A 23,063-nucleotide genomic window follows, 5' to 3' on the forward strand; every position below is an offset into this window, starting at 1 on the left:
ATCAGGCCGCCGCCGCCTCGTCGGCGCGGACGATGCGCGGCAGGATCGCGTCGAGCAGCAGCATGCCGGCGTCGGTGACGGTCAGGTGCTGATCCTCTAGCCGGATCAGCTCGGGTAGCTGCGTGACGGCACGGCGGTCGATCAGCGCGTCGAGCGGGAGGCCGGTGCGGCGGGTGATGCGCGCGAGGTCGACGCCCTCTGCCAGGCGCAGCCCCATCAGCAGCGCCTCCGACGCGCGAAGGGCAGGGGCGAGCGGGTCCTCGACCTCGATGCCGTGGCGATTGCGGTCGACCGCGGCGAGCCAATTCTCGGGCTTGCGGCGGCGCTGCGTCGCATGGCCGTGGCGGCGGCCGTGCGCGCCGGGGCCGACGCCGGCATAATCTCGGTAGCGCCAGTAAGCGAGGTTGTGGCGGCTCTCTGCACCAGCGCGCGCGTGGTTCGACACCTCGTAGGCGGGGATGCCGGCGGCGGCGGTGATCGCGCGGGTCAGCTCGAATAGGTCGGCGGCGGTGTCCGCGTCGGGGATGACGAGGCGGCCGGCGGCGGCTTCGGTGGCGAAGCGGGTGCCGGGCTCGACCGTCAATTGGTAGAGCGAGAGGTGCTCGGTGCCGAACGACAGCGCGCGGCGCAGTTCTGCCTCCCAATCCTCGATCGGCTGTCCGGGGCGGGCGTAGATCAGGTCGAAGCTGACGCGCGCGAAGGCTGCTTGCGCGGTGTCGAGCGCGCCCAGTCCTTCGTTCACGTCGTGGGCGCGACCGAGGAAGTGGAGCGCCTGATCGTCGAGCGCCTGTAGGCCGAGCGAGACGCGGTTGACGCCAGCGGCGGCGAGATCGGCGAAGCGCGCCGCCTCGACCGAGGAGGGGTTTGCCTCCAGCGTGATTTCCAAGTCGGCGGTTGGCGCCCAAGCGCTGGTGGCGGCCTGGATGATCGCGGCGACGGTCGCGGGCGGCATCAGCGAGGGTGTGCCACCGCCGAAGAAGATCGAGCCCAAGCGGCGGCCGGGCAGTGCGGCGACCTCGTGCGCGAGGTCGAGCAGCAGTGCGTCGCGCCAGCGCGCTTGGTCGACGGTGTCGCGCACGTGGCTGTTGAAGTCGCAATACGGGCATTTGGAGACGCAGAACGGCCAGTGGACGTAGAGCGCCAGCGGCTCGTCCTCGGTATGCGATGGCGTAGGAACGTGCAGCGAGGTGGCGGGATTGTCGGGCGTCATGCTGCGCCCATATGGCGGCGATGATGCCGAAACTCCACGCCGCGCTGTTGCTCGCCCTGACGCTGGGTGCGTGTTCGGTCGGGACGAGCGCGCCTGCGCCCGAGCGGGTGGTGGAGCCGCGGGTTAGCGCGGGGCCTGCCGCGCGGGGCGACGCGTTGCTCAAGCGTGTGATGCTGGCGCGGCACAATGCTGCGCGCGCGGCGGTGGGCGTGCCGCCGCTGGTGTGGGACGCGGCGCTGGCGCGAGACGCGCGCGGTTATGCCGAACAGATGGCGCGCAGCGGGCGGTTCGCGCACGCCGATCAGCATGAGCAGGGCGAGAATCTGTTCACCGGCACGCGTGGTGCCTATTCCTTCGCCGAAATGATCGATCTGTGGCTCGCCGAACGCCGCGATTTCGTCAACGCGCCGACGCCGGGGTTCAGCCGTACCGGACGCGCGGGCGATGTGGCGCATTACACGCAGATCGTCTGGCGCGGCTCGCGCGCGGTCGGATGCGCGTGGGCGATGGGCGCGCGTGACGATTATCTCGTCTGCCGCTACGCGCCGGCCGGTAATGTGGTAGGCCAGCGCGCCTACTGATTTATTTTCATGACATAGGTGGAACGGTCGGACACGCCGCGACAGGGCAGCGTTCCTGCCGCATGGATCAGACCCAGACCCCCATTCTCGACGCGCTTCAGCAGATCGAGCGCAACAAGGTACACGGCTTCGGTGCGCCGGGGCATCATCAAGGTGCGGCGGTACCGCGCGACCTGCAACGGGCGCTGGGCAAGCGCGTGTTCGAGGCCGACGTCATCACGCCCAAGGGGCTGGATGACCGCACCGAGGGCGCACACGTCGTGCAGCGTGCGCACGAGATTGCGGCCGAGGCGTGGAACGCCGATTTCTGCCGCTTCGTGACCGGTGGATCGACGCAGAGCCTGCACACTGCGCTCGCCGCGGTGGCGGCGCCGGGTGACACCGTGCTGCTCGCCGCCAACGTCCACAAGGCGGAGCGCGCGCACGCGCTGGCGGTCGGGCTGAACGCGCAGATCGTGCCGGTCATGATCGACGACGCGTTCGACATCGAGCATGGCGTCGCTCCCGAGGCGTTGACCGCGGCGCTCGACGCGCATCCGCAGGCAAAGGCGTTCGTGGTCGTCTCGCCGACCTATTTCGGGGTGACCAGCGACATCGCGGCCTTGTCGGACATCTGTCACGCGCGCGGGGTGCCGTTGATCTGCGACGCGGCATGGGGCGGGGCGTTCGCATTCTGCGAGAGCCTGCCCGACGACGCGCTGACCAAGGGCGCGGACGTGGCGGTGTACAGCGTCCACAAGACGATGGGCGCGTTGACGCAAGGCTCCGCGCTGCTCGCGCGCGGCGAGCTGGTGGACCGGCAGCGGTTGTGGATGGCATTCGAATTGTTCGAAACCACGAGCCCGTCGGTGCCGATCCTCGCCAGCCTGGACGTGGCGCGGCGCGAGCACGTGCTGCACGGCGAGGAAATGTGGACGGCGGCGATCGCGCAGGCCGACGACCTGCGCCGGCGGCTGGCAAAGGTCGAGGGGCTGCGGCTGCTGGGCGCGGACGACCTGCCGGCGGGCAGCGACCTTGACCCGACCAAGGTGTTGATCGACGTTTCGGGGCTGGGTGTATCGGGTTATGCGGTCGACGATTGGTTGAACGAGCATCACCGCGTCAGCGTCGGTCTGTCGGACGCGCGCCACCTGCTCGCGATCATCGCGCCGGGTACGCGCGGTGCCGATATCCGCGCGCTCGCCAAGGGATTGCGCGCCTGCGCCAAGGCGTTGCGCAAGGGCACGCTGTCGCTGGCAAAGGTGGGCGAGGTGCCGCCGCTGCGCGCGCTGAACGTCGAGATGGCGATGGATGCGGGCGCGGCGATGTTCGGCGCGGTCGAGCAGGTTGTGCTGGAAGCCGCCGAAGGGCGGATCGCGGCGGAGATGATCGCGCCCGCGCCACCGGGCGTGCCGCGGCTGGTGCCGGGGCAGCGGATCAGCGCGGCGCATGTCGCTTGGCTGCGCGCCAACCGCGATGCGGGGTCGTTCTTCCTCGATCCGATCGATCCGAGCGAGCGGACGATGCGGGTCGTGGCGGAGACGGCGGCAGAGCAGGCGATCGCGGCGGAATAGCTCGCGTCGTCTTGGTCGGTTGCTGGTGTGCACGGGGTTCCAGCCGAAGGGCCGTTGTGTAGCACAGGGGTAGATAGCGTTGGATCAACTCGGGTTTGTGGACGAACGTCGCGTTTCCGGTGGCCGACACGTCGCCACCCGGCGATGGCTAGGTCGTCGGAGAGGTCAGTTCAGCTTGGTGATCTTCTCGGTCAATGTCGCGACAGTGATCCCGAAGCGGCGCGCTTTGAGCGTGTTCGCGGCCGAACGCCCGTCATCCGCGATCGTCAGCCATTGCTCGACGTCGAACCCGTCCTTGGTCGAGAAGCGCAGGTGCAGTCGAGGTCCATCGACATCGCCGTTGACCATCCCGCGCGCGTCGCTGAGCGATCCCTGATATCTGCCTGGGCCCACGCGACGCAGACGCCATTGCCGCGTACGCAGCGGGCGTGTGCCTTGCGCGATCTCCTGATCGAGGATCAGCGTTCCGTCGGGATCGATCCGGCCGGTCCCTTTGACACGCACGGGCTCGCGCGACCGGAGCACGACCTTCAATTCGCCCATCCCGGCCGTTTCGCCGGTAAAGAAGCGATAAACGTCGAAGTTCGCGACGGCAGCGGTGAGCAGGAGAGCGGCAAGCATCGTGTCACAACGCATGTCTCGGGGGTTCGAAGCGCAGCGATGCGAAAGGTCGTCGGCGTGGGTGGAGTGGAGCTTTGTACATTCCAACCGAATCGGTTGCATTTAGGTCCGGCGTGGCTGACCCCGGCGCTGATAGCGGTTCGGCGTCCGACACCCGCTCACGTCGCTTCCTCGCGGATCGGTGCGACGGGGCGTGCCGACCATCAGGAGAGTGAATGCCTTTTCGCCTACGATCACGCCTGCCGGGTGCGGCAGCCCTTTGCCGAATATTGGTGACCTCGACGCTGGTAGGTGCCGCGATCAACCTGGGTGGATGCGTGAACCCAGTCAGCTCGAAACTGTACCAGCCCAAGCCGCTCGCAGCGGCATCGCCGACCTGGGCAGGGCGCGCGCCGACGGGCGTGTCGGCCAAGACCGCCGACGGAGGCGAGCTTACGGGCTGGTTCTGGGCGCCCGAGCAGCCGCATGGCGACATCCTGCTGTTCTTGCGGGGCCGCGCCGGCAATCGGAACATCGCTGCCAAACAGGCCGAGCCCTTCGCCGCGGGCGGCCGCGGCGTGCTGGTGGCGTCGTACCGCGGGTACGGCGACAATCCGGGCAAGCCCGACGAGAACGGATTGTACCGCGACGGCGCGGCGTTCGCTGACCTCGCCCGTGCCTTGCGACCGACGGGGCGGTTGTATCTGTTCGGCGACGGCCTGGGTGCCGCAGTCGCGCTTCGTCTCGCGAGCAGGGCCGACGTGAGCGGTACCGCCACCTTGGGCGCGTTTGATCGGTTCTCGTCGTTCGCGCCCGCGATCACGCGCGGGGTCTATACCGATGCCTTCGACAACGTCGCCGCTATCGCGCGCGTGAAGAGCCCTGTGCTGATCATGCATGGCCGCAAGGATCAGGTCGTTCCCTTCGCTGCGGCCGAAACGCTCAAGCGGGCGGCGGGCGGCACGGCGGTCGTGGCGCCGATCGCGGGCGAGGCCTATCATTCGGTCGACCTGCGATACATCGCTTCGACAGTGTGGCAGGCGTTCGATCAGATGGGTACGATGGCCGCGAGCCCTGGCGCGGATAACGGTTCCGCACCTGAATAACGTGGCGCGGACCGGGGAGGCGGGCCGTCGTTCGCGGAGCGGAGAGTGGTGCGATACTCTGTCGGCGTCCGTAGATCTGCCAGCATGTTGCAAACGTCAGCGCTCGTGCGAGCGCCAACGTTGGCGTAGCGCCGGAGCGGCTGCGCGGAGCAGCGCGCTGCGGGGCGTTAGAATACCGCTGCGACCATCTGGCGGAAGGCATCACCGCGGTGGCTGATCTCGTTCTTGGCGGGCTCGTCCATCTCGCCGAAGGTGATGTCGTAGCCGATCGGCAGGAATACGGGGTCGTAGCCGTGACCTTTGGTCCCGCGCGGCGGCCAGACGAGCGTGCCGTCGACGCGGCCTTCGAACCATTCGACATGGCCGTCGGGCCAGGCGAGCGCGAGCGCGCAAACGAAGTGCGCGTCGCGCGGAGCGTCGGGCTGCGCGGCGAGCTTGTCCTCGACCAAGCCCATCGCGTGGTTGAAGTCCTTGTTCTCGCCGCCCCAGCGTGCGGAGAAGATGCCGGGGTCGCCGCCCAATGCATCGACGCACAACCCGCTGTCGTCGGCGAGCGCAGGCAGGCCCGACAAGTCGGCGGCGGCGCGCGCCTTCAGCTCCGCGTTCATCACGAAGGTGGTGCCGGTCTCCTCCGGCTCGGGCAGGTCGAGGTCGCCTGCGGAGATGACGTCGAGCCCACGGCCTTCCAGCAGCGCGGCGATCTCGCGCACCTTCCCCGCATTGTGGCTGGCGATGACGAGTTTGCCGGGTTGGAGCTTGCGGATCGCCTGCGGCTCGTTGCCCTCGCCGCTCATTGCGTCGCGCGGTCCTGCGCGGCGAAGATCTCGGTGCAGCCGATGCGGGCGAGACGCAGCAGGCGCAGCAGCGCTTCCTCGTCGTAGGTGGCGTGCTCGGCGGTCGCCTGCGCTTCGGCGATGTGGCCGTTGCCGAGCAGGACGAAATTGCCGTCGGCGTCGGCGTTCGAATCCTCGAGGTAGTCGAGGTCGAGCACCGGCTGGCCCTGGTAGATGCCGCACGAGACGGCGGCGACCTTTTGCGTGATCGGATCGGCGGTGAGTTTGCCTTGCGCCATCAGCGTGTTGATCGCGAGGCGGAGCGCGACCCACGCGCCCGAGATCGCGGCGGTGCGCGTGCCGCCGTCGGCCTGGATCACGTCGCAGTCGAGCGTGATCTGCCGCTCGCCGAGCAGCTTCATGTCGGTAACCGCGCGAAGCGAGCGCCCGATCAGCCGTTGAATCTCCTGCGTGCGGCCCGACTGCTTGCCCTTCGCCGCCTCGCGGCTGCCACGGGTGTGGGTGGCGCGCGGCAGCATGCCGTACTCGGCGGTGACCCAGCCCTGGCCCTTGCCGCGCAGGAACGGCGGCACGCGCTCCTCGACGCTGGCAGTGACGAGCACGCGCGTGTCGCCGAAGCCGATCAGCACCGAGCCCTCCGCATGGCGGGTGAAATGGGGCTCGATCGTGATGGCGCGCATCTGGTCGGGCGCACGGCCGCTGGGACGCATGGGAACTCCTTGAGCGAAATAGTCGGGGAGGCCGTAGCCGGTGCACGCAACCGGCGCCAGCGGTGGTTGGCGAGTATGAATGGTATCAGTCTGGCCGGTCGGGTGCCACGGGTTAGGAGCGCACCCCGTTGAGCCGAAGGCCGCGCGCGCATACATTCGCGGTCATGAGCGCGACCCCGCCGATCGCCGAATTGTCCGACCGCGCGCGCGACATCTTTCGTCGCGTGGTCGACGGGTACCTGCACGACGGGCAGCCGGTGGGGTCGAAGACGCTGGCACAGGCGGGGCTGAACCTGTCGCCGGCGTCGATCCGTGGGGTTTTAGCGCAATTGGAAGCGATGGGACTGCTCGCGGCGCCGCATACCAGCGCGGGGCGGATGCCGACCGAGCGCGGGCTGCGCCTGTTCGTCGATGGGATGATGCAGTCGCTGGAGCCGAGTGCCGAGGAGCGCGCGCAGATCGAGGCGCGCGCGGCCAATCGCGGGCCGGTGGAGGAAGCGCTGGCGGCGACCACCGCGGCGCTATCGGGGCTGTCGGCGTGCGCGGGGCTGGTGATGGTGCCCAAGCGCGAGGCGGTGCTGCGCTCGATCGGGTTCGTGCCGTTGGGGCAGGCGCAGGCGCTCGCGGTGCTGGTGGCGGAGGATGGCGGGGTCGAGAACCGCGTGGTCGACCTACCGGCTGATCTGGGGGCGTCTGCGTTGGTCGAGGCGGGGAATTACATGACCGCGACGCTGGGCGGGCTGACGCTCGCCGAGGCGCGGGCGCGGATCGAGCGCGAGCTGGGCGAGGGACAGAGTGCGCTCGACGCTGCGGCGCGGACGTTGGTCGAGCGTGGGCTGGCGGTGTGGAGCGAGGATGGCGCGCGGCGGTCTGTGCTGATCGTCCGCGGGCAGGGGCGGTTGCTCGACGATGCAGCGGCGGCGGACCTGGAGCGGGTGCGCGAGCTGCTCGACGATTTGGAGGGCAAGCAGGAGGTGGCGGCGCTGCTGGGCGCGGCGAGTGCGGGCGATGCGACGCGCATCTTCATCGGCGCGGAGAACAAGCTGTTCGCGCTGTCGGGCTCGTCGGTGATCGCCAAGCCTTTCCGCGGGCATGACGGGCGCGTCGTCGGCGTCGTCGGGGTGATCGGGCCAACACGGTTGAACTACGCGCGGATCGTGCCGATAGTGGATTTCACCGCGGCGACGCTTGCCCGATTGATGGGCTGAGCGGCGTCGATCTGCATCTATCTTGTAAGAGTACAGGGGCAACGATGGCCGACGAGACGACCGAAGACCTGCGCGAGCAGACCGCCGAAGCAGCACCCGAGCTGGCCGAGCACGACGGCCAGGCCGCGCGGATCGCCGAGCTGGAGCAGCAGCTCGCCACCGCGCAGCAGGAAACGCTGTACGCGCGCGCCGACATCCAGAACGTGCGCCGCCGCGCGGAGAAGGACGCCGCCGACGCGCGCGCCTATGCCGCGACCAACTTCGCGCGCGATGTTTTGTCGGTGAGCGACAATCTGGAGCGTGCGCTGGCGTCGATCCCGGCGGAGCTGCGCGGCGACGACAAGTTCAAGGGGCTGGTGACCGGGTTGGATGCCACGGGGCGCGAGCTGGAGAAGGTGTTCGAGCGTCATGGGATCACGCGCATCGCCGCGATGGGCGAGCCGCTTGACCCCAACAAGCATCAGGCGATGATGGAGATGCCGAGCGACCAGGCGGCAGGCACGATCGTGCAGGAGATGCAGTCGGGCTGGATGATCAAGGATCGCCTGCTGCGCCCGGCGCTGGTTGCGGTGGCGAAGAAGCCGGATTGAACCGCGGCTGGTGCAACACTGGTAAGTCAACTCATCGCTCGGCATCCCAGCCTTGAGCCGGGATCCCGCTTCTTGTGCGGCGGGGTGAAGAGAGCGGGACCTCGGATCAAGTCCGGGTGACGGGATGGCAAGGGGCGGGGACGGTGTTCTCGCCCTTCGTCGTTTCGGTAGCGGGCATTGTGTCGACGCACGGGGGCTCTAGAACCTGCGTCCATGAACGAGAATCTCTCCGCCGATCGCCCGACCTTCGTCACGCACCTGGAATGTTCGATGACGGGGGAGCGGTATGAGGCCGACCAGCTCCATAACCTGTCGCGCGTCGGGCGGCCGCTGTTGGTGCGCTACGATCTGGACGGCGTGGGTGCAGCGGTGTCGCGCGACCAGCTTGCCGCGCGCGAAACCGACCTGTGGCGCTGGCGCGAGCTGCTGCCGGTGCGGCACACGCGCGACATCGTCAGCTTGGGCGAGATCGAGACGCCGCTGATCCCGATTGCGAAAAGCGGCGGCGCCAACGTGCTGGTCAAGGACGAGGGGCGGCTGCCGACCGGCAGCTTCAAGGCGCGCGGGCTCGTCATGGCGGTGGCGATGGCGAAGGAGTTGGGCGTGACGCGGATCGCGATGCCGACCAACGGCAATGCGGGTGCGGCGCTGGCAGCGTATGCGACGCGCTGCGGCATCGAGACGATCGTGTTCTGTCCCGAGGACACGCCCGAGATCAACGTGCGCGAGATCCAGGCGCAGGGTGCGCGGGTGTGGCGCGTCAATGGATTGATCGACGATTGCGGCGCGATCGTCGGCAAGGGCGCGGCGGAAGGGCGCTGGTTCGACTTCTCGACGCTGAAGGAGCCGTACCGGATTGAGGGCAAGAAGACGATGGGGCTGGAGCTCGCCGCGCAGCTCGGCTGGCGGCTGCCCAAGGCGATCTTCTATCCCACCGGCGGTGGCACCGGCCTGATCGGGATGTGGAAGGCGTTCGACGAGCTCGAGCGGCTCGGCTGGATCGGCAGCGAGCGCCCGCGGATGTACGCAGTGCAGGCGTCGGGCTGCGCGCCGATCGTCCGCGCGTTCGAGGCGGGCGAGGAACATGCCGAGCGCTGGGAGGACGCACATACGGTCGCGGCGGGCATCCGGGTGCCGCGCGCGGTGGGCGACTTCCTGATCCTGCGCGCGGTGCGCGAGAGCGGAGGCAAGGCGCTGGGCGTGGGTGATCCGGCCATCCTGGCGGCGGTGGACGATTGCGCGCGGCGCGACGGGTTGCTGCTGTGCCCCGAAGGCGGCGCGACGCTGGCGGCGTACAAGCAGGCGCTGCGCGACGGCGAGGTCGACGAGGACGAGGAAGTGGTGCTGTTCAACTGCGCCACCGGCCTCAAATATCCGATGCCGGAGGCACCCAACTGGCTGGATCGCCACGGCGCGATCGACTTCGACCAACTGTAAGAACGCGCAGCCGCTGGCGCTTGCGCCGGAGCATCGCCGCGCTACGCTAAGCGTCAGTTGGGTGATGAGGGCGGTGGGATGCTGAGAATGGTGGCCAGGATCGCTTGCGCGATGGTTGGCGCATTGGCGTGCGCGCCTGGCATGGCGGCGGCGGAGTGCACGGTTGCAGTGGCGGCCGAACTGCCGGTCACGATGGCGGGCAACCGACCGATGATCGACGCCAAGTTCGGTGACAAGACTGCCCGTTTCATCCTCGATAGCGGTGCGTTCTATAGTACGCTGTCGATCGCCTCGGCGCAGGAATTCGGGTTGAAGGTGACGCAATTGCCATTCCTGCGCGTCCAAGGTGTCGGTGGTGAGGCAAGCGCAGGCGGTGCGATCGCAACTAACTTCTCGCTGGCGGGCATCCCGTTGCGGAAGGTCGACTTCGTTGTGGCGGGCAGCGACACCGGGCATGCGGGACTGCTGGGTCAGAATATTCTCGGCGTGCTCGACGTCGAATACGATCTGCCGCACGGCATCGTTCGCCTGATCCAGACCAAGGGCTGCGCGAACAACAATCTGGCGTATTGGGCGAAGGACCGCCCGGTCAGCGCGCTCAAGTTGATCGGCAAAAGCGAGGGCATCTTTAAGCCGCATACGATTGCCAAGATCCAGATCAATGGCGGCGACGTCCCCGCTGTGTTCGACACCGGCGCGGAACGCTCGCTGCTGTCGCGCACGACCGCCAAGCGGCTGGGCGTGACCGCGCAGAGCGCAGGCGTCACCAGCATTGGTTACGGGAGCGGGTTGGGGCAGCGCCGCGTTGAGACGTGGCGTGCCACCTTCTCCACCATCGACATTGGCGGCGAAAAGCTGACCCGCCCTCAGATCAACATTGCCGATTTGGGAATGGGCGACACCGAGATGCTGGTCGGGGTCGACTTTTTCCTCACGCATCGCGTGTTCGTCTCGAACGCAACAAAGATGATGTTCTTTACCTATGAAGGAGGGCCATTGTTCGGGCTGAACCCGCGGCGCGCGGTGACCGCCACCGGATCGGTGATCGATCTGGCTGATCGCTCGCCCGCGCCGACCGATGCCGCCAGCTTCAGCCGCCGTGGTGCGGCGCTCGCGTCGAACGGTAAGCGTGCGGCCGCGCTGGCGGATTTTGACGAAGCGATCACGATGGCGCCGGGTGACGCACATTATCACTATCAGCGCGCCATGTTGCTCCTGTCCGGCGACAAAGCGGAGTTCGATCGTGGCAGACTCGATCTCGATCGTGCCATCACGCTGGCGCCGGACAATGCCGAGGCCCGGCTGACGCGTGCGGGTGTGCGGCTCGGCGCGGGCGAGCGGGACAAGGCGCTGGAGGACGTGCGGGTGGCCGATCGTTCACTCGCGCCCTCAGCGGACATGCGGTTGCGCGTGGCGGCGATGTTCACCGAATTGGGGCAACCAGGCGCCGCGGTGACGAACCTCGACCAATGGATCAAAAGTCATCCCGAGGACAGCAGCCGCGCCTCCGCGTTCAACAGCCGGTGCTGGGCGCGGGCGACCGCCGGGCAGGCGCTGAACGAGGCACTCGCCGACTGCAACCGCGCGTTGAAGCTCAACCCCGGATCATCCGCGGTGCTCGACAGCCGCGCGTTGGTCTATCTACGCCAGGGTGCGTGGGCGCAGGCGATCGCCGACTATGATGCCGCGCTCAAACGCAACCCCGACAACGCCTGGTCGCGGTACGCCCGCGGCGTCGCATTAACCCGCAGCGGGGACGCGAAGCGCGGCGCCGAGGATCGTGCGGCGGCGATCAAGCTCGACGAGAAGATCGAGGAGCGTGCGAAGCGGTACAATCTGACCTATTGAGCCTCTCGCCCGCCGCGCGCCAATGGGCGACGGCGGGCGAGTAAAGGCTCACGCGCCCGCGTAGATGCGGTCGAGCGCGCGCGCGGTGGTGACGAACTCCTCCGCTTGCGCGTCGAAGCGCGGGTCGGCGGCGAGGCGGCGGGCCCAGTCGACTGCGGCGCGGCCGCCCCATTCCTCCGGTGGCTGCGCGATCGTCGTCGCCTGCGTGCCGGTGTTGTGCGTGGTGGTGAAATCGTAGAACGAGCCGCCGACGTTGCGCATCGTCGCGCCGCCGTTCGTGCCGTAGAAGCTTGCCTCGATTACCGCATCCTGTCCGGCGTGGAGCCGCCACGAACAGGCGAGGCGAACCGCGACGTCGTTGTCGAGCGTGAGCGTGGCGACGGCGTAATCCTCGACGGTGTCACGCGCTGCCAACGGCTCACCGCCGGCGAACAGCGACGACGATACCGATTTGATGTCCTGTCCGGTCAGCCACATCGCGAGGTCGACCAAGTGAATCCCTAAGTCCATCACGCAGCCGCCGCCCGATTGCGCGCGGTCGTAGAACCACGGTTTGTCGGGACCGTAGGCGTTGTGAAAGACGAGATCGACCGCGAACAGACGGCCGAGGCTCCCTGCGCGAACCAGTTCGGCGATCTTCTCCATGCCCGCGGTGAAGCGGTAGGACAGGTCGACGCCGAGCAGGCGGTCGGCGGCGCGCGCGGCGGCGACGACGGCCTCGGTCTCGGCGGCGTCGCGGCCGAGCGGTTTCTGGCAGAATACCGCCTTGCCCGCCTCCAACGCTTGGATCGACTGAGCGGCGTGGAGCGCGCTGGGGCTGGCGATCACCACGCCGTCCAGATCGAGTGCGAGCATCTGCTCGAGCGTGTCGACTACCTCTGCGGCGGGCGCGAGCTGGGCGGCGTCGCGGATCATGTCGGGCGAGGGGTCGCTGATCGCGGCGGCCTCGACCAGCCCGGTGGCGAGCATCGCTTCCATGCGGTGACGGCCGATCCAGCCGACGCCCAGGAAGCCGAGGCGCGGTTTGCGCGAGCGCGGCTCACTCATAGGTCACCAATGCCTTGACGAAGCCCTGCGGCTTGTCGCGGGTGGCGAGGATCGCGTCGGACACCTGCGACAATGGGTAACGATGGGTGAGCAGCGCGGCGAGGTCGATCCGGCCCGATGCGACCGCGTCGATCGCTTCCTCGACGCCGCGGCGCTGGACCGCGGGGTCACGCTCGTGCGCGTTGACGACGTCGATCCCCTTCCAGTTCCAATCCTGCATGTTGACCTGGCGCGGTCCGTCCTGGTGGTAGCCGGCGACGACGAGCCGGCCGCCGAAGCCGATCAGCGCAGTGGCGAGATCGAGCGGCCATTGCTTGCCGACCGCTTCGATCACGCGTTCGCACATCGCCTCGTTCGTCAGGCGCTTGACCTCGTCGATGATCGCCCAGTGATCGTGCATCGGGATTGTCTCGGCGGCGCCGAAGCGGCGCGCGAGGTCGAGCGATTCCTCGCGGCGCGAGATCGCGATCACGCGCGCGCCGGCGTCGGTGGCGAGCTTCGTCAGCACCGCGCCGAGAAAGCCGATGCCGATAATCGCAACGGTCTGGCCCGCGCGGATGTCGGCGCGGCGGAAGATGTTCATCGCGCAACCCAGCGGCTCGCCGGGGAAGGGCTGACCCCTAAGCGACGCGGGCAGCTTTACCACCATGTCGGCGGGCGCGACGTCGTAATGCGCGAAGCTGTGGCCGGCGAGGAAGGCGACGCGGTCGCCGGGCGCGAGGTCGGTCACACCGTCGCCTAGCGCGTCGACAATACCCCAGCCCTCGTGCCCCATGCCACCGGGTGCGCCGGGGAAGGTCGACCAGGGTTGCCCCTCGAACGGTTCGACGTTGGAGGCGCAGACGCCGCAACCCTCCAGCCGGATGCGCACCTCGCTCGCGGCCGGAGTGGGCAGGTCCACCTCGGCGATCGTCATCTGTCCGGGCGCGCTCAATATCGCCGCCTGCATCGTCGTCATTCGGGTCTCCCTCGGCGCGGTGCGCCATCTGGCAGGCCGATGCCCGCTCCCGCGCGCGGCGTCCAGTCGATGGGATCGTGGAAGATGAGCGCGCTCGCTTTCACGCGTAGCTTTGAGCGTCGTGTCATCGGTAAAGCGCGTTCCCGGCGCGAACCTTGTGTGGCGGCGGCGGATCGCGGCGAAGTTGCGGGCTCAGTGGAGCAATCGGTGATGCTGAAGCATTGTGGAGCCGCTACTTGGCGGGTGGCGATCGCTGGCGCATAGCACAACCTAAGTTGGTCGTTCTGACCGGCGTGTGCATCCACGCAGGGGGCGGGGGAAAGAATGGATCAACGCGACGATTGGCACCTGACCGATCTGGTCGAGCACGAGACGGGACGGGGCGACCCGTTCGCCGCCGCGGTGCGCGCGACGCAGATGCCGATGATCGTCACCGATCCGCGCCAGGACGACAACCCCATCATCTTCTGCAACGAAGCATTCCAGAAATTGTCGGGTTACGACCGCGCCGAGATCATCGGCACCAACTGCCGCTTCCTGCAAGGTCCGGACACTGACCGGGCAAAGGTGGCCGAAGTCCGCAATGCGATCGAGGCCGGGACCGACGTCGCGGTCGACCTGCTCAATTACCGCAAGGACGGTTCGACCTTCTGGAACGCGCTGTACGTCAGCCCAGTGCGCAACAAGGAAGGCGACATCGAGTTCTTCTTCGCCTCGCAGCTCGACGTCAGCGACCGCGTCGAGGCGCAGGAGGCGATCGCGCGGCAGAAGGCAGAGGTCGAGCGCGAGGTCGAGGCGCGTACCGCCGACCTGAAGGCGGCGCTCGACGACAAGACGCTGTTGCTTCACGAGGTCGATCACCGCGTGAAGAACAACTTGACGATGATTGGATCGCTGCTGCGGTTGCAGGCGCGCGGTATCTCCGACGAAAGCATCCTGGCGCGGCTCGACGCGATGCTGGAGCGGGTCGATGCGCTGGCGAGCGTGCACCGGCGTTTGTACCAGTCGGACGACGTGACGCGGTTCGACGCCGGCGGATTCGCGGTCAACCTGGCCAATGACGTGGTGGCGTCGAGCGGGCGGAGCGAGATCGACGTCAAAGCCGATGTGGTGGCGCTCGACATTTCTTCGACCAACGCGTCGGCGTTGGGGCTGGTGTTGAACGAGATCGTGACCAATGCGGTCAAGCACGGCTTCGCCGACGGGCGCGCGGGCACGTTGCGCGTGGTCGCGGCGCGCGAGGGGGATAGGGGCGTGATCAGCATCGCCGACGACGGTCCCGGCTTCGACCCCGCGGCGACATCGGACGAGGGGCTCGGCCGCGTGCTGATCACGCGATTGTCGCGGCAGATCGGCGCAACCGTCGACTGGTCCTCGGCGGAGCCTGGCGCGCGCGTGACGATCAGCTTCGCGATGGAGCCGGGCGCTTGATACGGCTGGTGCGGCCGTTTCGCGTGCTGATCGTCGAGGACGAAGCACTGCTGGCGATGGATATCGAGGCACTGGTCGAAGACGCCGGGCACCAGGTGGTCGGCGAGGCGGCGTCGGTGCACGAACTGGAGGCGCTGCCAGCGTCCGCCGCGCCCGACCTCGCCTTCGTCGACCTGCAACTGGCGCTGGGCACCAACGGGCTCGATGCCGCGCGGTTGATCCACGAGCGTTGGGCGGGCGCGGCGGTGATCTTCGTGACCGCCAACCCGAAGAAGATCCCGGAGGATTTCGCGGGCGCGCACGGCGTGATCCCAAAGCCATTCTCGCGCGCCGGGCTGACCTCGGCGCTGCGCTACATCGAGGAAGGGCTGACGACACCGCCGCCGACCAGCCCGATGCCGGCGAGCTTCATCGCATCACCCGCTTTCGCGGCGGCCTGGGAAGACTGACAGGCGATCATCTGCGCCGTTTCGTCGCGGCGGGGATGAACCGAACAGCGGGTTCGTCGTTACCAGCAATCCACGGCGCATCAGCGCCGCTATGGTTTCACCACCTGGATTAGGAGCGTAACGATGAACACCGATCAGCTGAAGGGCACCGGCAACGACGTCAAGGGTCAGGTCAAGGAAGCGATCGGCAACGCGACCGGCGACACGCAGACGCAAGGGTCGGGCATTGCCGATCAGGTGACGGGTTCGGTGCAGAAAACCGTCGGTGCGGCGAAGGAAGCGGTGAGCGACAATGTCGCGCCGCTCGCCGGGCAGGCGAAGGGGTTCGCCAAGCAGCGCCCGTTCGCGACCGCGGCACTGGTCGGCGTGGTCGGCCTCGCGCTGATCAACACGCTGCGCGGCAAGAAGGCCTGAATGATACGGACGCGCGGGTGACTGCCCGCGCGTCCCGTTACTCTATCTCGACCAGCGGCAGACGCGACAGCGCAGCTGGATCGAGCGACGTTTCCAATGCCGCGTCACGCACGCGCACCATGTTACGCGGCAGGCGGCGCAGCGTTTCGCCGACGCCGGCCACGCCACCCTCACGCACGATGAAGAAGTCGATCGTGCCCCCCGCACAGGTGGCGAGCGCGTCGACGCTGTGTGCGATCACCTGACCATCGCCTCCGGTCACCGGTAGGCCGTCGATCCGCGAGATTGAGAACAATCGCTCGCGCGCGGGCGCGGTGCTGCGTTCCTGCTCGGCCTGTGCTGCATCACTGAACTTCGCGCGGCGACCGAGCCAGCGCCAGATGCCGAACACGTCGACGACGCCCAGGAAGATGTTGGACCACAGAAGCTGTGTCTGGCCGCTCTCCAAGCCCACGACGATCCAGGCGACCGCGCCGACCGTGAACACGACGAACCCCCAGCCGGTGACACGCGCGCCGAGGTTGGACGCGGTCATCAAGGCGGCAACACAGGTCGCCGCGAGCGCGACCCAGCCGGCAATGTCCTGCATGATCGCTTTCCCTTAGCGCGCGAGCGGTGAGCGGCGGTAGTCGGCAAGGATCGCGGCCACGTCGTCGTAGATCGCGCGCGCGCCGGCACCATGCAGGCTCCGGTCGGAGAAGCCGCCCGAGCGGACCGCGATCGTCGAGCTGCCCGCGCGCGCCGCGGCTGTCACGTCATAGGGCGTATCGCCGACGATCCGTGCCGCGGCCGGTGCGACGCCGAGTCGTTTCATCGCCGCGGCGAAGATGTCGGGGGCGGGCTTGGTCGTTTCCGCATCGTCCTTGCTGGTGGCGGCCGACACGATGTCGGCGACGTCGAGCAGTTTGACGTAATGGTCGAGTTCGTCCTTGCTCGCCGAGGAAGCCAGCGCGACCTTCTGGCCCTGTGCCGCGACGTGGCGCAGCAGATCGGCGGCGTGCGGGAAGGCGCGCACGCGGTCGAGGTAGCGCGTCTTGAAGATCTCGCCGTGGCGCGTCGACAATGTCTCCGTCTCCGCCTCGCTCGCGTCGGGGATGAGCGCGGGCACCAGCAGATCGCCGCCCTTGCCGATCTGATCGTGGATGCGCTTGGGTGCGATGTCGTAGCCGCGTTCGGTGAAGGCATGCTGCCAGGCCCAGACATGATAATCGTTGCTGTCGACCAACGTGCCGTCGATGTCGAAGATCACGGCCTCTACGGCCGCGCCGCGTGCGTGGCGGCGCGAGGACCAGGCGAGCAGGCCGGAGGCGGCGAGCAGCGCGGCGCCGGGCAGCGCGCGGCCTTGGCGGCGCAGCAGCGCGAGGCCGAGCGTCGCGCCGAGCGTTTCGGTCATCCGCAGCTTCTCCATGCCGGCAAGGCGTGAGGCGTGCGTCGCGACGCGCGCGGTGGCATAATCCTTTATACCGCTCGGCGAGGTCGGGGCGGGTTCGCGCGGCTCGATGGGACGCTTCGTCGGCTCGTCGGTCGCGTGGTCGGCCCCATGACCGGCCGCGTGACCGGCAACGTGATCGGCGACCCAGGCGCCGCGCTCGCCCAGCGGACGTTCGCCGCGGGTGCTGTCCTCGGCGGTCTGATGTTCGAGTTCGGAGTTGAGCTCGGCGCCGAACAACAGGATGTAGCTCGACAGGTACATCCACGTCAGCAGCACGATCACGGTGCCGAGCGAGCCGTAGGTCGCATCGTAATTGCCAAAATTGGCGACGTAGATGCCGAAGCCGATCGTCAGCAGCAGCCACAGCAAAGCGGCGAGCAGCGATCCGGGGGTCAGCCAAGTCCAGCGTGCATGGCGGCGGTCAGGGCCGAAGCGGTAGAGCGTCGCGGCTCCCCCAGCGCCCGCGATCGCCAGCAGCAGATAGGCGACGATCTTGCCGAGTACGGCAACCGGGCCGGGTAGGTGGGGCAGCAGGGTCTGCAAGAAGCCGAGCACGGTCACCGCAACCATCGCCACGATCGCGACCAGCACCGCGCAGGCCGTGATGGTGAGCGCCAGTAGCGTCACGCGGATGAAGCCGCGCGTTTCCTGCTCCTCATAAGCGACGTTGAGTGCGGTGATGATCGCGCCCGCCGCATTGCGCGCGCCGAACAATGCGATGCCGAGTGCGACCAGCAGGCCGAAGCCTTTCTTGCCGTCCGACGTCTGCACGACGTTAAGCAATTGTTCGCCGATCAGCCGCGCGACCTGCTGCGGCAGCACCGAGGTGAGCGCGTCCATGTTGCTGGTGACGGTCGCGGCATCGGCGACGAGGCCGTAGGTCAGCACGATCGCGCCGAGCAGCGGAACCAGCGCCAGAAAACCATAGAATGCGACGCCGGCGGCGATCAGGCCGATGTTGTCGTTGCTCGTCTCCGCCCAGGTGCGTTTCGCCACCTGTTTCCAGGCGGCGAGTGGCATCTGCCACGGCGATCGCGCGTCGGTTCCGTTCTGCTGCACGTCGATGTCGCCCCCGTTGTCACGTTTGCGGGCACAACCCGTCGTTCGGCACGGTCGTTCCGGCGTTGACCTGGGTTAAGCGGTTCGAAACGGCGCGATCTTCTGCCGGACGAGCACCGAGGAACCGAGCGCGGAGGAACCGAGGGGCAGGCGCGAACGCTTGATGGCCGAACAAGGGAAAGGCAGGCGGATGACCGAGGCAAGCTGGAGCGGCGGTGACGCGGGAGCGATCGCGTGGACGATGAGCGCGTCGCTGGAGGACGTACCGCGCGGCAGCGAGCAGGTGCCCGAGGTTACCAGCCTGGAAAAGGCGGTGCGCGCGTGGCAGGCGCTCGCGCCCGAGCAGCGCGACGCGGCGGTGCTGACCAGCGAGCGGCCGGTCACCTTGCCCGGTGAAACACCTGTCGACCGTTTCGTCGGCGAGGCGATCGGTCGGCTGGCCGAGCAACTGCCGGGTGGTGGAGCAAGCGCGCGGCAGTAGCGCGATACGTGGCGCGCGGAACACCGGCCCGCGCCGAGGCTTGTAGCATCCGCCGAGCAGAAAGAAGAGGTTTGAACCATGGCAGCAAGCCAGATGGAGATCGATCACGCGACCATCCTCGACAATATCGAGGCCGAGCAGGTCGAGTTCACCGCAGAGGTCGACGCGGAAGAATATGAATTCGCGGTGCAATATGACGTGTTGGAAGCATTGAGCGGCGACCGCCCCGACGGCGACGCGGCCGACATGTTCCAGCGCTTCATCGACCCGATCACCGATGCGGCCTTGTCGGCTTTGTCGCGCAATTCCGACCAGTCGATCATCACCGTTAGCGAGAACGATCTCGAGTGACGGTTCGTGATCGCCAGGCGATCTAAGATCAAACGAACCAGCAGCAGAGGATGACCCGATGACCGAGCAGGACAAGAAGGACGACGTGGAGCAGTTCAGCGACGCGGCGAAGCGCAGCCAGGACGCCAGCATCGCCGACGAGAGCGCTGCCTATGACAATGCGATGACCCCGACCGAGGGTGGAAAGCCGGCGGAAGATAGTGAAGCGCACCCGAGCTGAGGCAAGCGCGCGGCGTGGCGGTCAAGGTGGCCGTCACGTCCTCAATCAACGGTGCCGAAGTAAGGCGAGGACTACCTACGCGTTAGCCGACGTCGCCTCGGAATGATCTGATGGTAGTCGGCAACAGATTAGTCGCTCAGTGCCGTTGCGTCCGATCATTCCTGGTCGGCACCGCATCCACCCGGTCGAGACGGTCGAGCAGGTCGGCGAACATGTCGTCGCGCGGGACGGGAAAGTGGCGCGTGAAGCTGGTTCCCAGCACGTCGAGATCGCGCTGCGTCAGCAATCCAATCGAGACGATCTTGTCAGCCACTGCATACCTCCTGTCGGTTGAACGGCCGCGAACGCGATTGGTGCCGTTTGTTCGCGCAACAAGGCAAAAGTTGTAGAGAAGCATGACCTTACGGTCGTAGCGTCGCAGGCGGCATCGTGCGTCCGCGCCGTGTATCCGGTCACCGCGCTGCCTATATTCCGGTGATGACGGGCGAATATCCTACAATACTGGCGCTCGGCGACAGTCTGGTCGCGGGTTATGGGCTGGCGACCGAAAACGGGTTGCCGGAACAGTTGCAACGACGTCTGCGCGCGCGGCATCCGGGCGCGCAGGTGATCAACGCGGGAGTGTCGGGCGACACGACCGCCGACGTGCTGCACCGCCTGCCGCGGTTGTTGAGCCGATTGACGCGGCGCCCTGATCTGGCGCTGGTGCAGGTGGGACCGAACGACGTGCTGCGCGGCGTGTCGCCGGCCAAGGTGCGCGCGAACCTGTCCGCAATCGTGCGCGAGCTGGCCGCGTGCGGCATTCCCGTGCTGCTGACGCGGGTCGAGCCGCCACCGATCCTGCGCGCACGCGCCGCGCCGTATCGGGCGATCCACGAGGAGGTCGCGCGCGAGCACGCTGCGCCATTATGCAGCTTCTTCCCCAAGGGCGTGCTAGGCCATCCCGACATGGTGCTGGTCGACCGCGTGCATCCCAACGCCCGCGCGATCGCGGCGGTGGTCGAGCATCTGCTGCCTTTCGTCGAGCAGGCGCTGGCGCCGCGCGCCGATGCGGCGTGAGAACGGGCGGGCGACGCTGACTGGGGACGGGTCGCGGCCCCCGTCTTCACAACCGAGGTTCGATCTGGGTAGGGTTTGTCGGATGCCGGCTTTTCCGATCGCCCGATTGCTGCGCGCGACGTTGCTCGTGCTGCTGCTGATATCCGCGCCTGCTGCGGCGCAGACCGCTTCGGTGTCGGCACTGGCGGCGCAACTGGGGCAGGCGGAACGCGACGTGACGGCGGTCGACCGCGCGCTCGACGGGCCGGTCGATGAGGACGAGCGGCCCGTGTTGCGCGCCAAGGCGCTGGCGGCACAGGAATCGGCAACCGACGCGGCCGGGCGGTTGCAGGACCAGCTCGCGCTGGTCGACGCCAAGGTCGCGCAACTGGGGGCGCCCGCCAAGGGGGCGAGCGAGGCACCCGACATCCGCGCGCAACGCGCCGATTTGGCCCGCCAGCACGCGGCGCTCGACTCGGCGGTGAAGCGCGGAAAGCTGCTCGGCGTCAGCGCGCAGCAATTGGTGGACGAGATCGCGCAAAGCCAGGCGGCGCAGTTCGGCGAACGATTGTCGGCGCACAGCCCGTCGCCGCTCAGCCCGGCGTTCTGGCGCGCGGTGCTGTTGTCGGCGCCGCGCGACCTGCGCCGCGTGTCCGCGTTCCTGGGAGACGGCGTGGCGCAGATGCGCGTGCAGTGGCGCGGTCGCGTGCCGTGGCAGGCGTTGCTGGGCGCGGCGATCTTCGTACTGGTGCTGGGGCCGGGGCGGATCGCGCTGTGGCGTGTCGGGCAGCGCTTCCTGATCGAAGGCGCGCCGGGCCACCGCGTCAGGCGATCGGGCTACGCGATCTGGCGGATTGCGGTGGGTACGCTGATGCCGCTGCTCGCCGGCTTCTCGCTGGTGCAGGGGGTGCGCTGGTCGCGGTTGGAGGCGCCGAGTTGGAGTTCGCTGCTCGATGGGTTGATCGCGGCGATGACCTTTGCCGGGCTGACCGCCGCGGCGAGCGGCGCGTTGTTGATGCGCAGCCAGCCGTCGTGGCGCGTCGCGTCGATCGGCGATGCGGCGGCAACGCGCTTGCGCCCGTTCTCGCTAATCCTCGCCGCATTGTCGTTCGCGACGATCACCGTCGACGTGTTCAATCGCGCGGTGAATGCGAGCGTCGCGGCACGCGTCGCGTCGCAGGCGGCGGAGGCGTCGTTGCATCTGTTGCTGCTCGCCGCGACGTTGCTGGCGCTGGGCAAGTTGCGCGCGGAACAGGCGAGCGACGAGCAGGGCGAGACGACGCGCGCTGGACTGGGTGCGGTGACGTTGCTCGCGTGGCTGGTCGTGCTGGTCGCGGGGCTGGCGCTGCTGGTCGGCTACATTGGGTTCAGCCTGTTCCTGGTGCAATTGGTTGCCTGGGGCACGGTGCTGGGATCGGCGACCTACCTGTTGATGGCGGCGATCGACGATGTGTCGACCAGCCTGTTCAAGCGCAGCAGCGCGACCGGGCGGACGCTGGTGCGCGCACTTGGCCTGCGCGGCAGCAGCGTCGACCAGTTCGGCGTGCTGCTGTCGGGCGTGCTGCGCGTCGTGGTTGGCGTGACCGCGCTGGGGTTGCTGTTGTCGCCGTTTGGGGCGGGCAACGGCGTGTCGTCGCTGTTCGGGCGCTTGGGCACGCTGGCGCAGGGGGTCGAGGTCGGTGGCGTGTCGGTGTCGCCGGGTACGATCGTGCGCGGGCTGGTGGTGCTGTTCGTCGGGCTCGCGCTGGTGCGCGCGTTCATGGGATGGCTGGAGGGGCGGTACCTGCCCGCGACCGACCTGGACGGGTCGGGTCGTAATTCGGTCAGCCTGGTCGCGCGCTACGTCGGCGTCGCGCTCGCCGTGATCTGGGCGCTCGCCTCGCTTGGCATTGGGGTGGAGCGGATCGCGCTGCTACTGTCGGCGCTGTCGGTCGGCATCGGTTTCGGGTTGCAGGCGATCACGTCCAACTTCGTGTCGGGGCTGATCCTGCTCGCCGAGCGGCCGATCAAGATCGGCGACCTGGTGCGCGTCGGCACCGACGAGGGCGATGTGAAACGGATCAGCGTGCGCTCGACCGAGATCGAGCTCGCCGACCATTCGACGCTGATCGTGCCCAATTCGGAGCTGATCACCAAGTCGGTGCTCAACAAGACGCTGGCGAGCCCGCTGGGGCGGATCCAGATCCAGTTCTCGGTCCCGCTCGGCACCGACGCGGCGCGCGTGCGCGCGATCGTGCTGGCGATCTTCACTGCGGAAACAGCGGTGCTCGACGACCCTGCACCTTCGGCGTTCATCGATTCGATCGCGGACGGGCGCATCCTGTTCAACTGTTTCGCGCACGTGGAGACGCCGCGCGCGGCTTACCCGACGCGGTCGAGCGTGTTCATGGCGCTGCTGGGGCGGTTCGCCGACGAGGGGATCGACATCGGCACGGTCCCGCAGCGGCTGGAGATGATCGCCGCATCGCCGCGCGACGGGGGACGCGAGCGGGAAAGGGGTGACGCGCGCGATTGATCGGGTAACCAGGCGGCAAAAGAGGGGAAAC

24 protein-coding genes are annotated in these 23,063 nt (G+C 68.1%); 15 read left to right on the forward strand and 9 right to left on the reverse strand.

Going from position 1 to position 23,063, the window contains the following annotated elements; all coding sequences use genetic code 11:
* Position 1 precedes the first annotated feature (1 nt).
* Positions 2-1,210: a radical SAM family heme chaperone HemW gene (gene hemW / locus HRV97_RS07180; protein ID WP_174193401.1), complete on the reverse strand. Its 1,209-nt coding sequence runs from the start codon at positions 1,208-1,210 to the stop codon at positions 2-4.
* An 11-nt stretch (positions 1,211-1,221) separates the two neighbouring features.
* On the opposite strand from hemW, the gene HRV97_RS07185 reads away from it, so the two are divergent.
* Positions 1,222-1,791, forward strand: coding sequence for a CAP family protein (locus HRV97_RS07185; RefSeq protein ID WP_174193410.1), 570 nt, complete (start codon positions 1,222-1,224; stop codon positions 1,789-1,791).
* A 62-nt stretch (positions 1,792-1,853) separates the two neighbouring features.
* Entirely contained in the window at positions 1,854-3,344 is a 1,491-nt protein-coding gene (locus tag HRV97_RS07190) for an aminotransferase class I/II-fold pyridoxal phosphate-dependent enzyme (protein ID WP_174193412.1), read from the forward strand.
* Between the two features lie 165 nt (positions 3,345-3,509).
* Here the strand turns inward: HRV97_RS07190 and HRV97_RS07195 are convergent, their stop codons facing one another.
* On the reverse strand, positions 3,510-3,980 hold the full coding sequence (locus HRV97_RS07195; protein ID WP_174193415.1) for a DUF3833 family protein: 471 nt from the start codon (positions 3,978-3,980) through the stop codon (positions 3,510-3,512).
* Between the two features lie 200 nt (positions 3,981-4,180).
* Here HRV97_RS07195 and HRV97_RS07200 point away from each other — a divergent pair, with 200 nt between their 5' ends.
* Positions 4,181-5,050 (forward strand): alpha/beta hydrolase, encoded by an 870-nt coding sequence (locus HRV97_RS07200; protein WP_174193417.1) that lies wholly within the window; start codon positions 4,181-4,183, stop codon positions 5,048-5,050.
* Between the two features lie 167 nt (positions 5,051-5,217).
* Here HRV97_RS07200 and rdgB read toward each other — a convergent pair whose 3' ends face one another.
* Both rdgB and rph read right to left on the reverse strand, forming a co-directional pair.
* On the reverse strand, positions 5,218-5,844 hold the full coding sequence (gene rdgB, locus HRV97_RS07205; RefSeq protein ID WP_174193419.1) for an RdgB/HAM1 family non-canonical purine NTP pyrophosphatase: 627 nt from the start codon (positions 5,842-5,844) through the stop codon (positions 5,218-5,220).
* Complete coding sequence (gene rph, locus HRV97_RS07210) at positions 5,841-6,554, reverse strand: ribonuclease PH (RefSeq protein ID WP_174193421.1); 714 nt, start codon at positions 6,552-6,554, stop codon at positions 5,841-5,843. The genes rdgB and rph overlap by 4 nt, the downstream gene beginning before the upstream one ends.
* A gap of 164 nt (positions 6,555-6,718) precedes the next feature.
* Between rph and hrcA the strand changes: the two genes are divergently transcribed.
* The 4 genes from hrcA (at position 6,719) to HRV97_RS07230 (ending at position 11,637) form a co-directional block, all read left to right on the forward strand.
* Entirely contained in the window at positions 6,719-7,762 is a 1,044-nt protein-coding gene (gene hrcA, locus HRV97_RS07215; RefSeq protein ID WP_174193423.1) for a heat-inducible transcriptional repressor HrcA, read from the forward strand.
* Positions 7,763-7,806: 44 nt separating this feature from the next.
* The gene (gene grpE, locus HRV97_RS07220) at positions 7,807-8,352 is read left to right on the forward strand and encodes a nucleotide exchange factor GrpE (RefSeq protein WP_174193425.1); all 546 of its coding nucleotides are present in this window, start codon (positions 7,807-7,809) and stop codon (positions 8,350-8,352) included.
* Positions 8,353-8,565: 213 nt separating this feature from the next.
* Positions 8,566-9,789 (forward strand): threonine synthase, encoded by a 1,224-nt coding sequence (locus HRV97_RS07225; protein WP_174193427.1) that lies wholly within the window; start codon positions 8,566-8,568, stop codon positions 9,787-9,789.
* Between the two features lie 111 nt (positions 9,790-9,900).
* Positions 9,901-11,637, forward strand: a complete 1,737-nt coding sequence (locus HRV97_RS07230) for an aspartyl protease family protein (protein WP_246248585.1) — start codon at positions 9,901-9,903, stop codon at positions 11,635-11,637.
* Positions 11,638-11,685: 48 nt separating this feature from the next.
* Here HRV97_RS07230 and HRV97_RS07235 read toward each other — a convergent pair whose 3' ends face one another.
* On the reverse strand, positions 11,686-12,684 hold the full coding sequence (locus HRV97_RS07235) for a Gfo/Idh/MocA family protein (RefSeq protein ID WP_174193431.1): 999 nt from the start codon (positions 12,682-12,684) through the stop codon (positions 11,686-11,688).
* Positions 12,677-13,642 carry an MDR/zinc-dependent alcohol dehydrogenase-like family protein gene (locus HRV97_RS07240; RefSeq protein ID WP_223176654.1) on the reverse strand — a complete coding sequence of 322 codons (966 nt, stop codon included), beginning with the start codon at positions 13,640-13,642 and terminating at the stop codon, positions 12,677-12,679. The genes HRV97_RS07235 and HRV97_RS07240 overlap by 8 nt, the downstream gene beginning before the upstream one ends.
* A gap of 324 nt (positions 13,643-13,966) precedes the next feature.
* On the opposite strand from HRV97_RS07240, the gene HRV97_RS07245 reads away from it, so the two are divergent.
* The 3 genes from HRV97_RS07245 to HRV97_RS07255 all read left to right on the forward strand — a co-directional run bounded on the left by HRV97_RS07245 (position 13,967) and on the right by HRV97_RS07255 (position 15,936).
* Positions 13,967-15,073 carry a PAS domain-containing protein gene (locus HRV97_RS07245; RefSeq protein ID WP_174193433.1) on the forward strand — a complete coding sequence of 369 codons (1,107 nt, stop codon included), beginning with the start codon at positions 13,967-13,969 and terminating at the stop codon, positions 15,071-15,073.
* Positions 15,070-15,522 carry a response regulator gene (locus HRV97_RS07250; protein WP_174193435.1) on the forward strand — a complete coding sequence of 151 codons (453 nt, stop codon included), beginning with the start codon at positions 15,070-15,072 and terminating at the stop codon, positions 15,520-15,522. Before HRV97_RS07245 ends, HRV97_RS07250 begins: the two co-directional genes overlap by 4 nt.
* A 123-nt stretch (positions 15,523-15,645) precedes the next feature.
* Positions 15,646-15,936, forward strand: coding sequence for a CsbD family protein (locus tag HRV97_RS07255; RefSeq protein WP_174193437.1), 291 nt, complete (start codon positions 15,646-15,648; stop codon positions 15,934-15,936).
* 37 nt (positions 15,937-15,973) lie between these two features.
* On the opposite strand, the gene HRV97_RS07260 is transcribed toward HRV97_RS07255, so the two are convergent.
* A complete protein-coding gene (locus HRV97_RS07260) occupies positions 15,974-16,525 on the reverse strand; it encodes a PRC-barrel domain containing protein (RefSeq protein WP_174193439.1) in 552 nt (183 codons plus the stop codon).
* A gap of 12 nt (positions 16,526-16,537) precedes the next feature.
* Positions 16,538-18,427, reverse strand: a complete 1,890-nt coding sequence (locus HRV97_RS07265; protein WP_343044457.1) for a YhjD/YihY/BrkB family envelope integrity protein — start codon at positions 18,425-18,427, stop codon at positions 16,538-16,540.
* A gap of 190 nt (positions 18,428-18,617) precedes the next feature.
* Here HRV97_RS07265 and HRV97_RS07270 point away from each other — a divergent pair, with 190 nt between their 5' ends.
* From HRV97_RS07270 to HRV97_RS07280, 3 genes are all read left to right on the forward strand, one after another.
* Entirely contained in the window at positions 18,618-18,908 is a 291-nt protein-coding gene (locus HRV97_RS07270) for a hypothetical protein (RefSeq protein ID WP_174193441.1), read from the forward strand.
* 78 nt (positions 18,909-18,986) lie between these two features.
* A complete protein-coding gene (locus HRV97_RS07275) occupies positions 18,987-19,259 on the forward strand; it encodes a DUF1488 family protein (RefSeq protein WP_174193443.1) in 273 nt (90 codons plus the stop codon).
* A 58-nt stretch (positions 19,260-19,317) separates the two neighbouring features.
* Positions 19,318-19,479 carry a hypothetical protein gene (locus tag HRV97_RS07280; protein WP_174193444.1) on the forward strand — a complete coding sequence of 54 codons (162 nt, stop codon included), beginning with the start codon at positions 19,318-19,320 and terminating at the stop codon, positions 19,477-19,479.
* A 136-nt stretch (positions 19,480-19,615) separates the two neighbouring features.
* On the opposite strand, the gene HRV97_RS07285 is transcribed toward HRV97_RS07280, so the two are convergent.
* Positions 19,616-19,792 carry a hypothetical protein gene (locus HRV97_RS07285; protein WP_174193445.1) on the reverse strand — a complete coding sequence of 59 codons (177 nt, stop codon included), beginning with the start codon at positions 19,790-19,792 and terminating at the stop codon, positions 19,616-19,618.
* Positions 19,793-19,908: 116 nt separating this feature from the next.
* Here HRV97_RS07285 and HRV97_RS07290 point away from each other — a divergent pair, with 116 nt between their 5' ends.
* A complete protein-coding gene (locus HRV97_RS07290; RefSeq protein WP_174193446.1) occupies positions 19,909-20,538 on the forward strand; it encodes a GDSL-type esterase/lipase family protein in 630 nt (209 codons plus the stop codon).
* An 82-nt stretch (positions 20,539-20,620) separates the two neighbouring features.
* Positions 20,621-23,032, forward strand: coding sequence for a DUF3772 domain-containing protein (locus tag HRV97_RS07295; RefSeq protein ID WP_174193447.1), 2,412 nt, complete (start codon positions 20,621-20,623; stop codon positions 23,030-23,032).
* The last annotated feature ends 31 nt before the right edge of the window (positions 23,033-23,063 follow it).

The sequence above is a fragment of the Sphingomonas hominis genome (assembly GCF_013328205.1).
GTDB classification, from domain to species: Bacteria; Pseudomonadota; Alphaproteobacteria; order Sphingomonadales; family Sphingomonadaceae; genus Sphingomonas; species Sphingomonas hominis.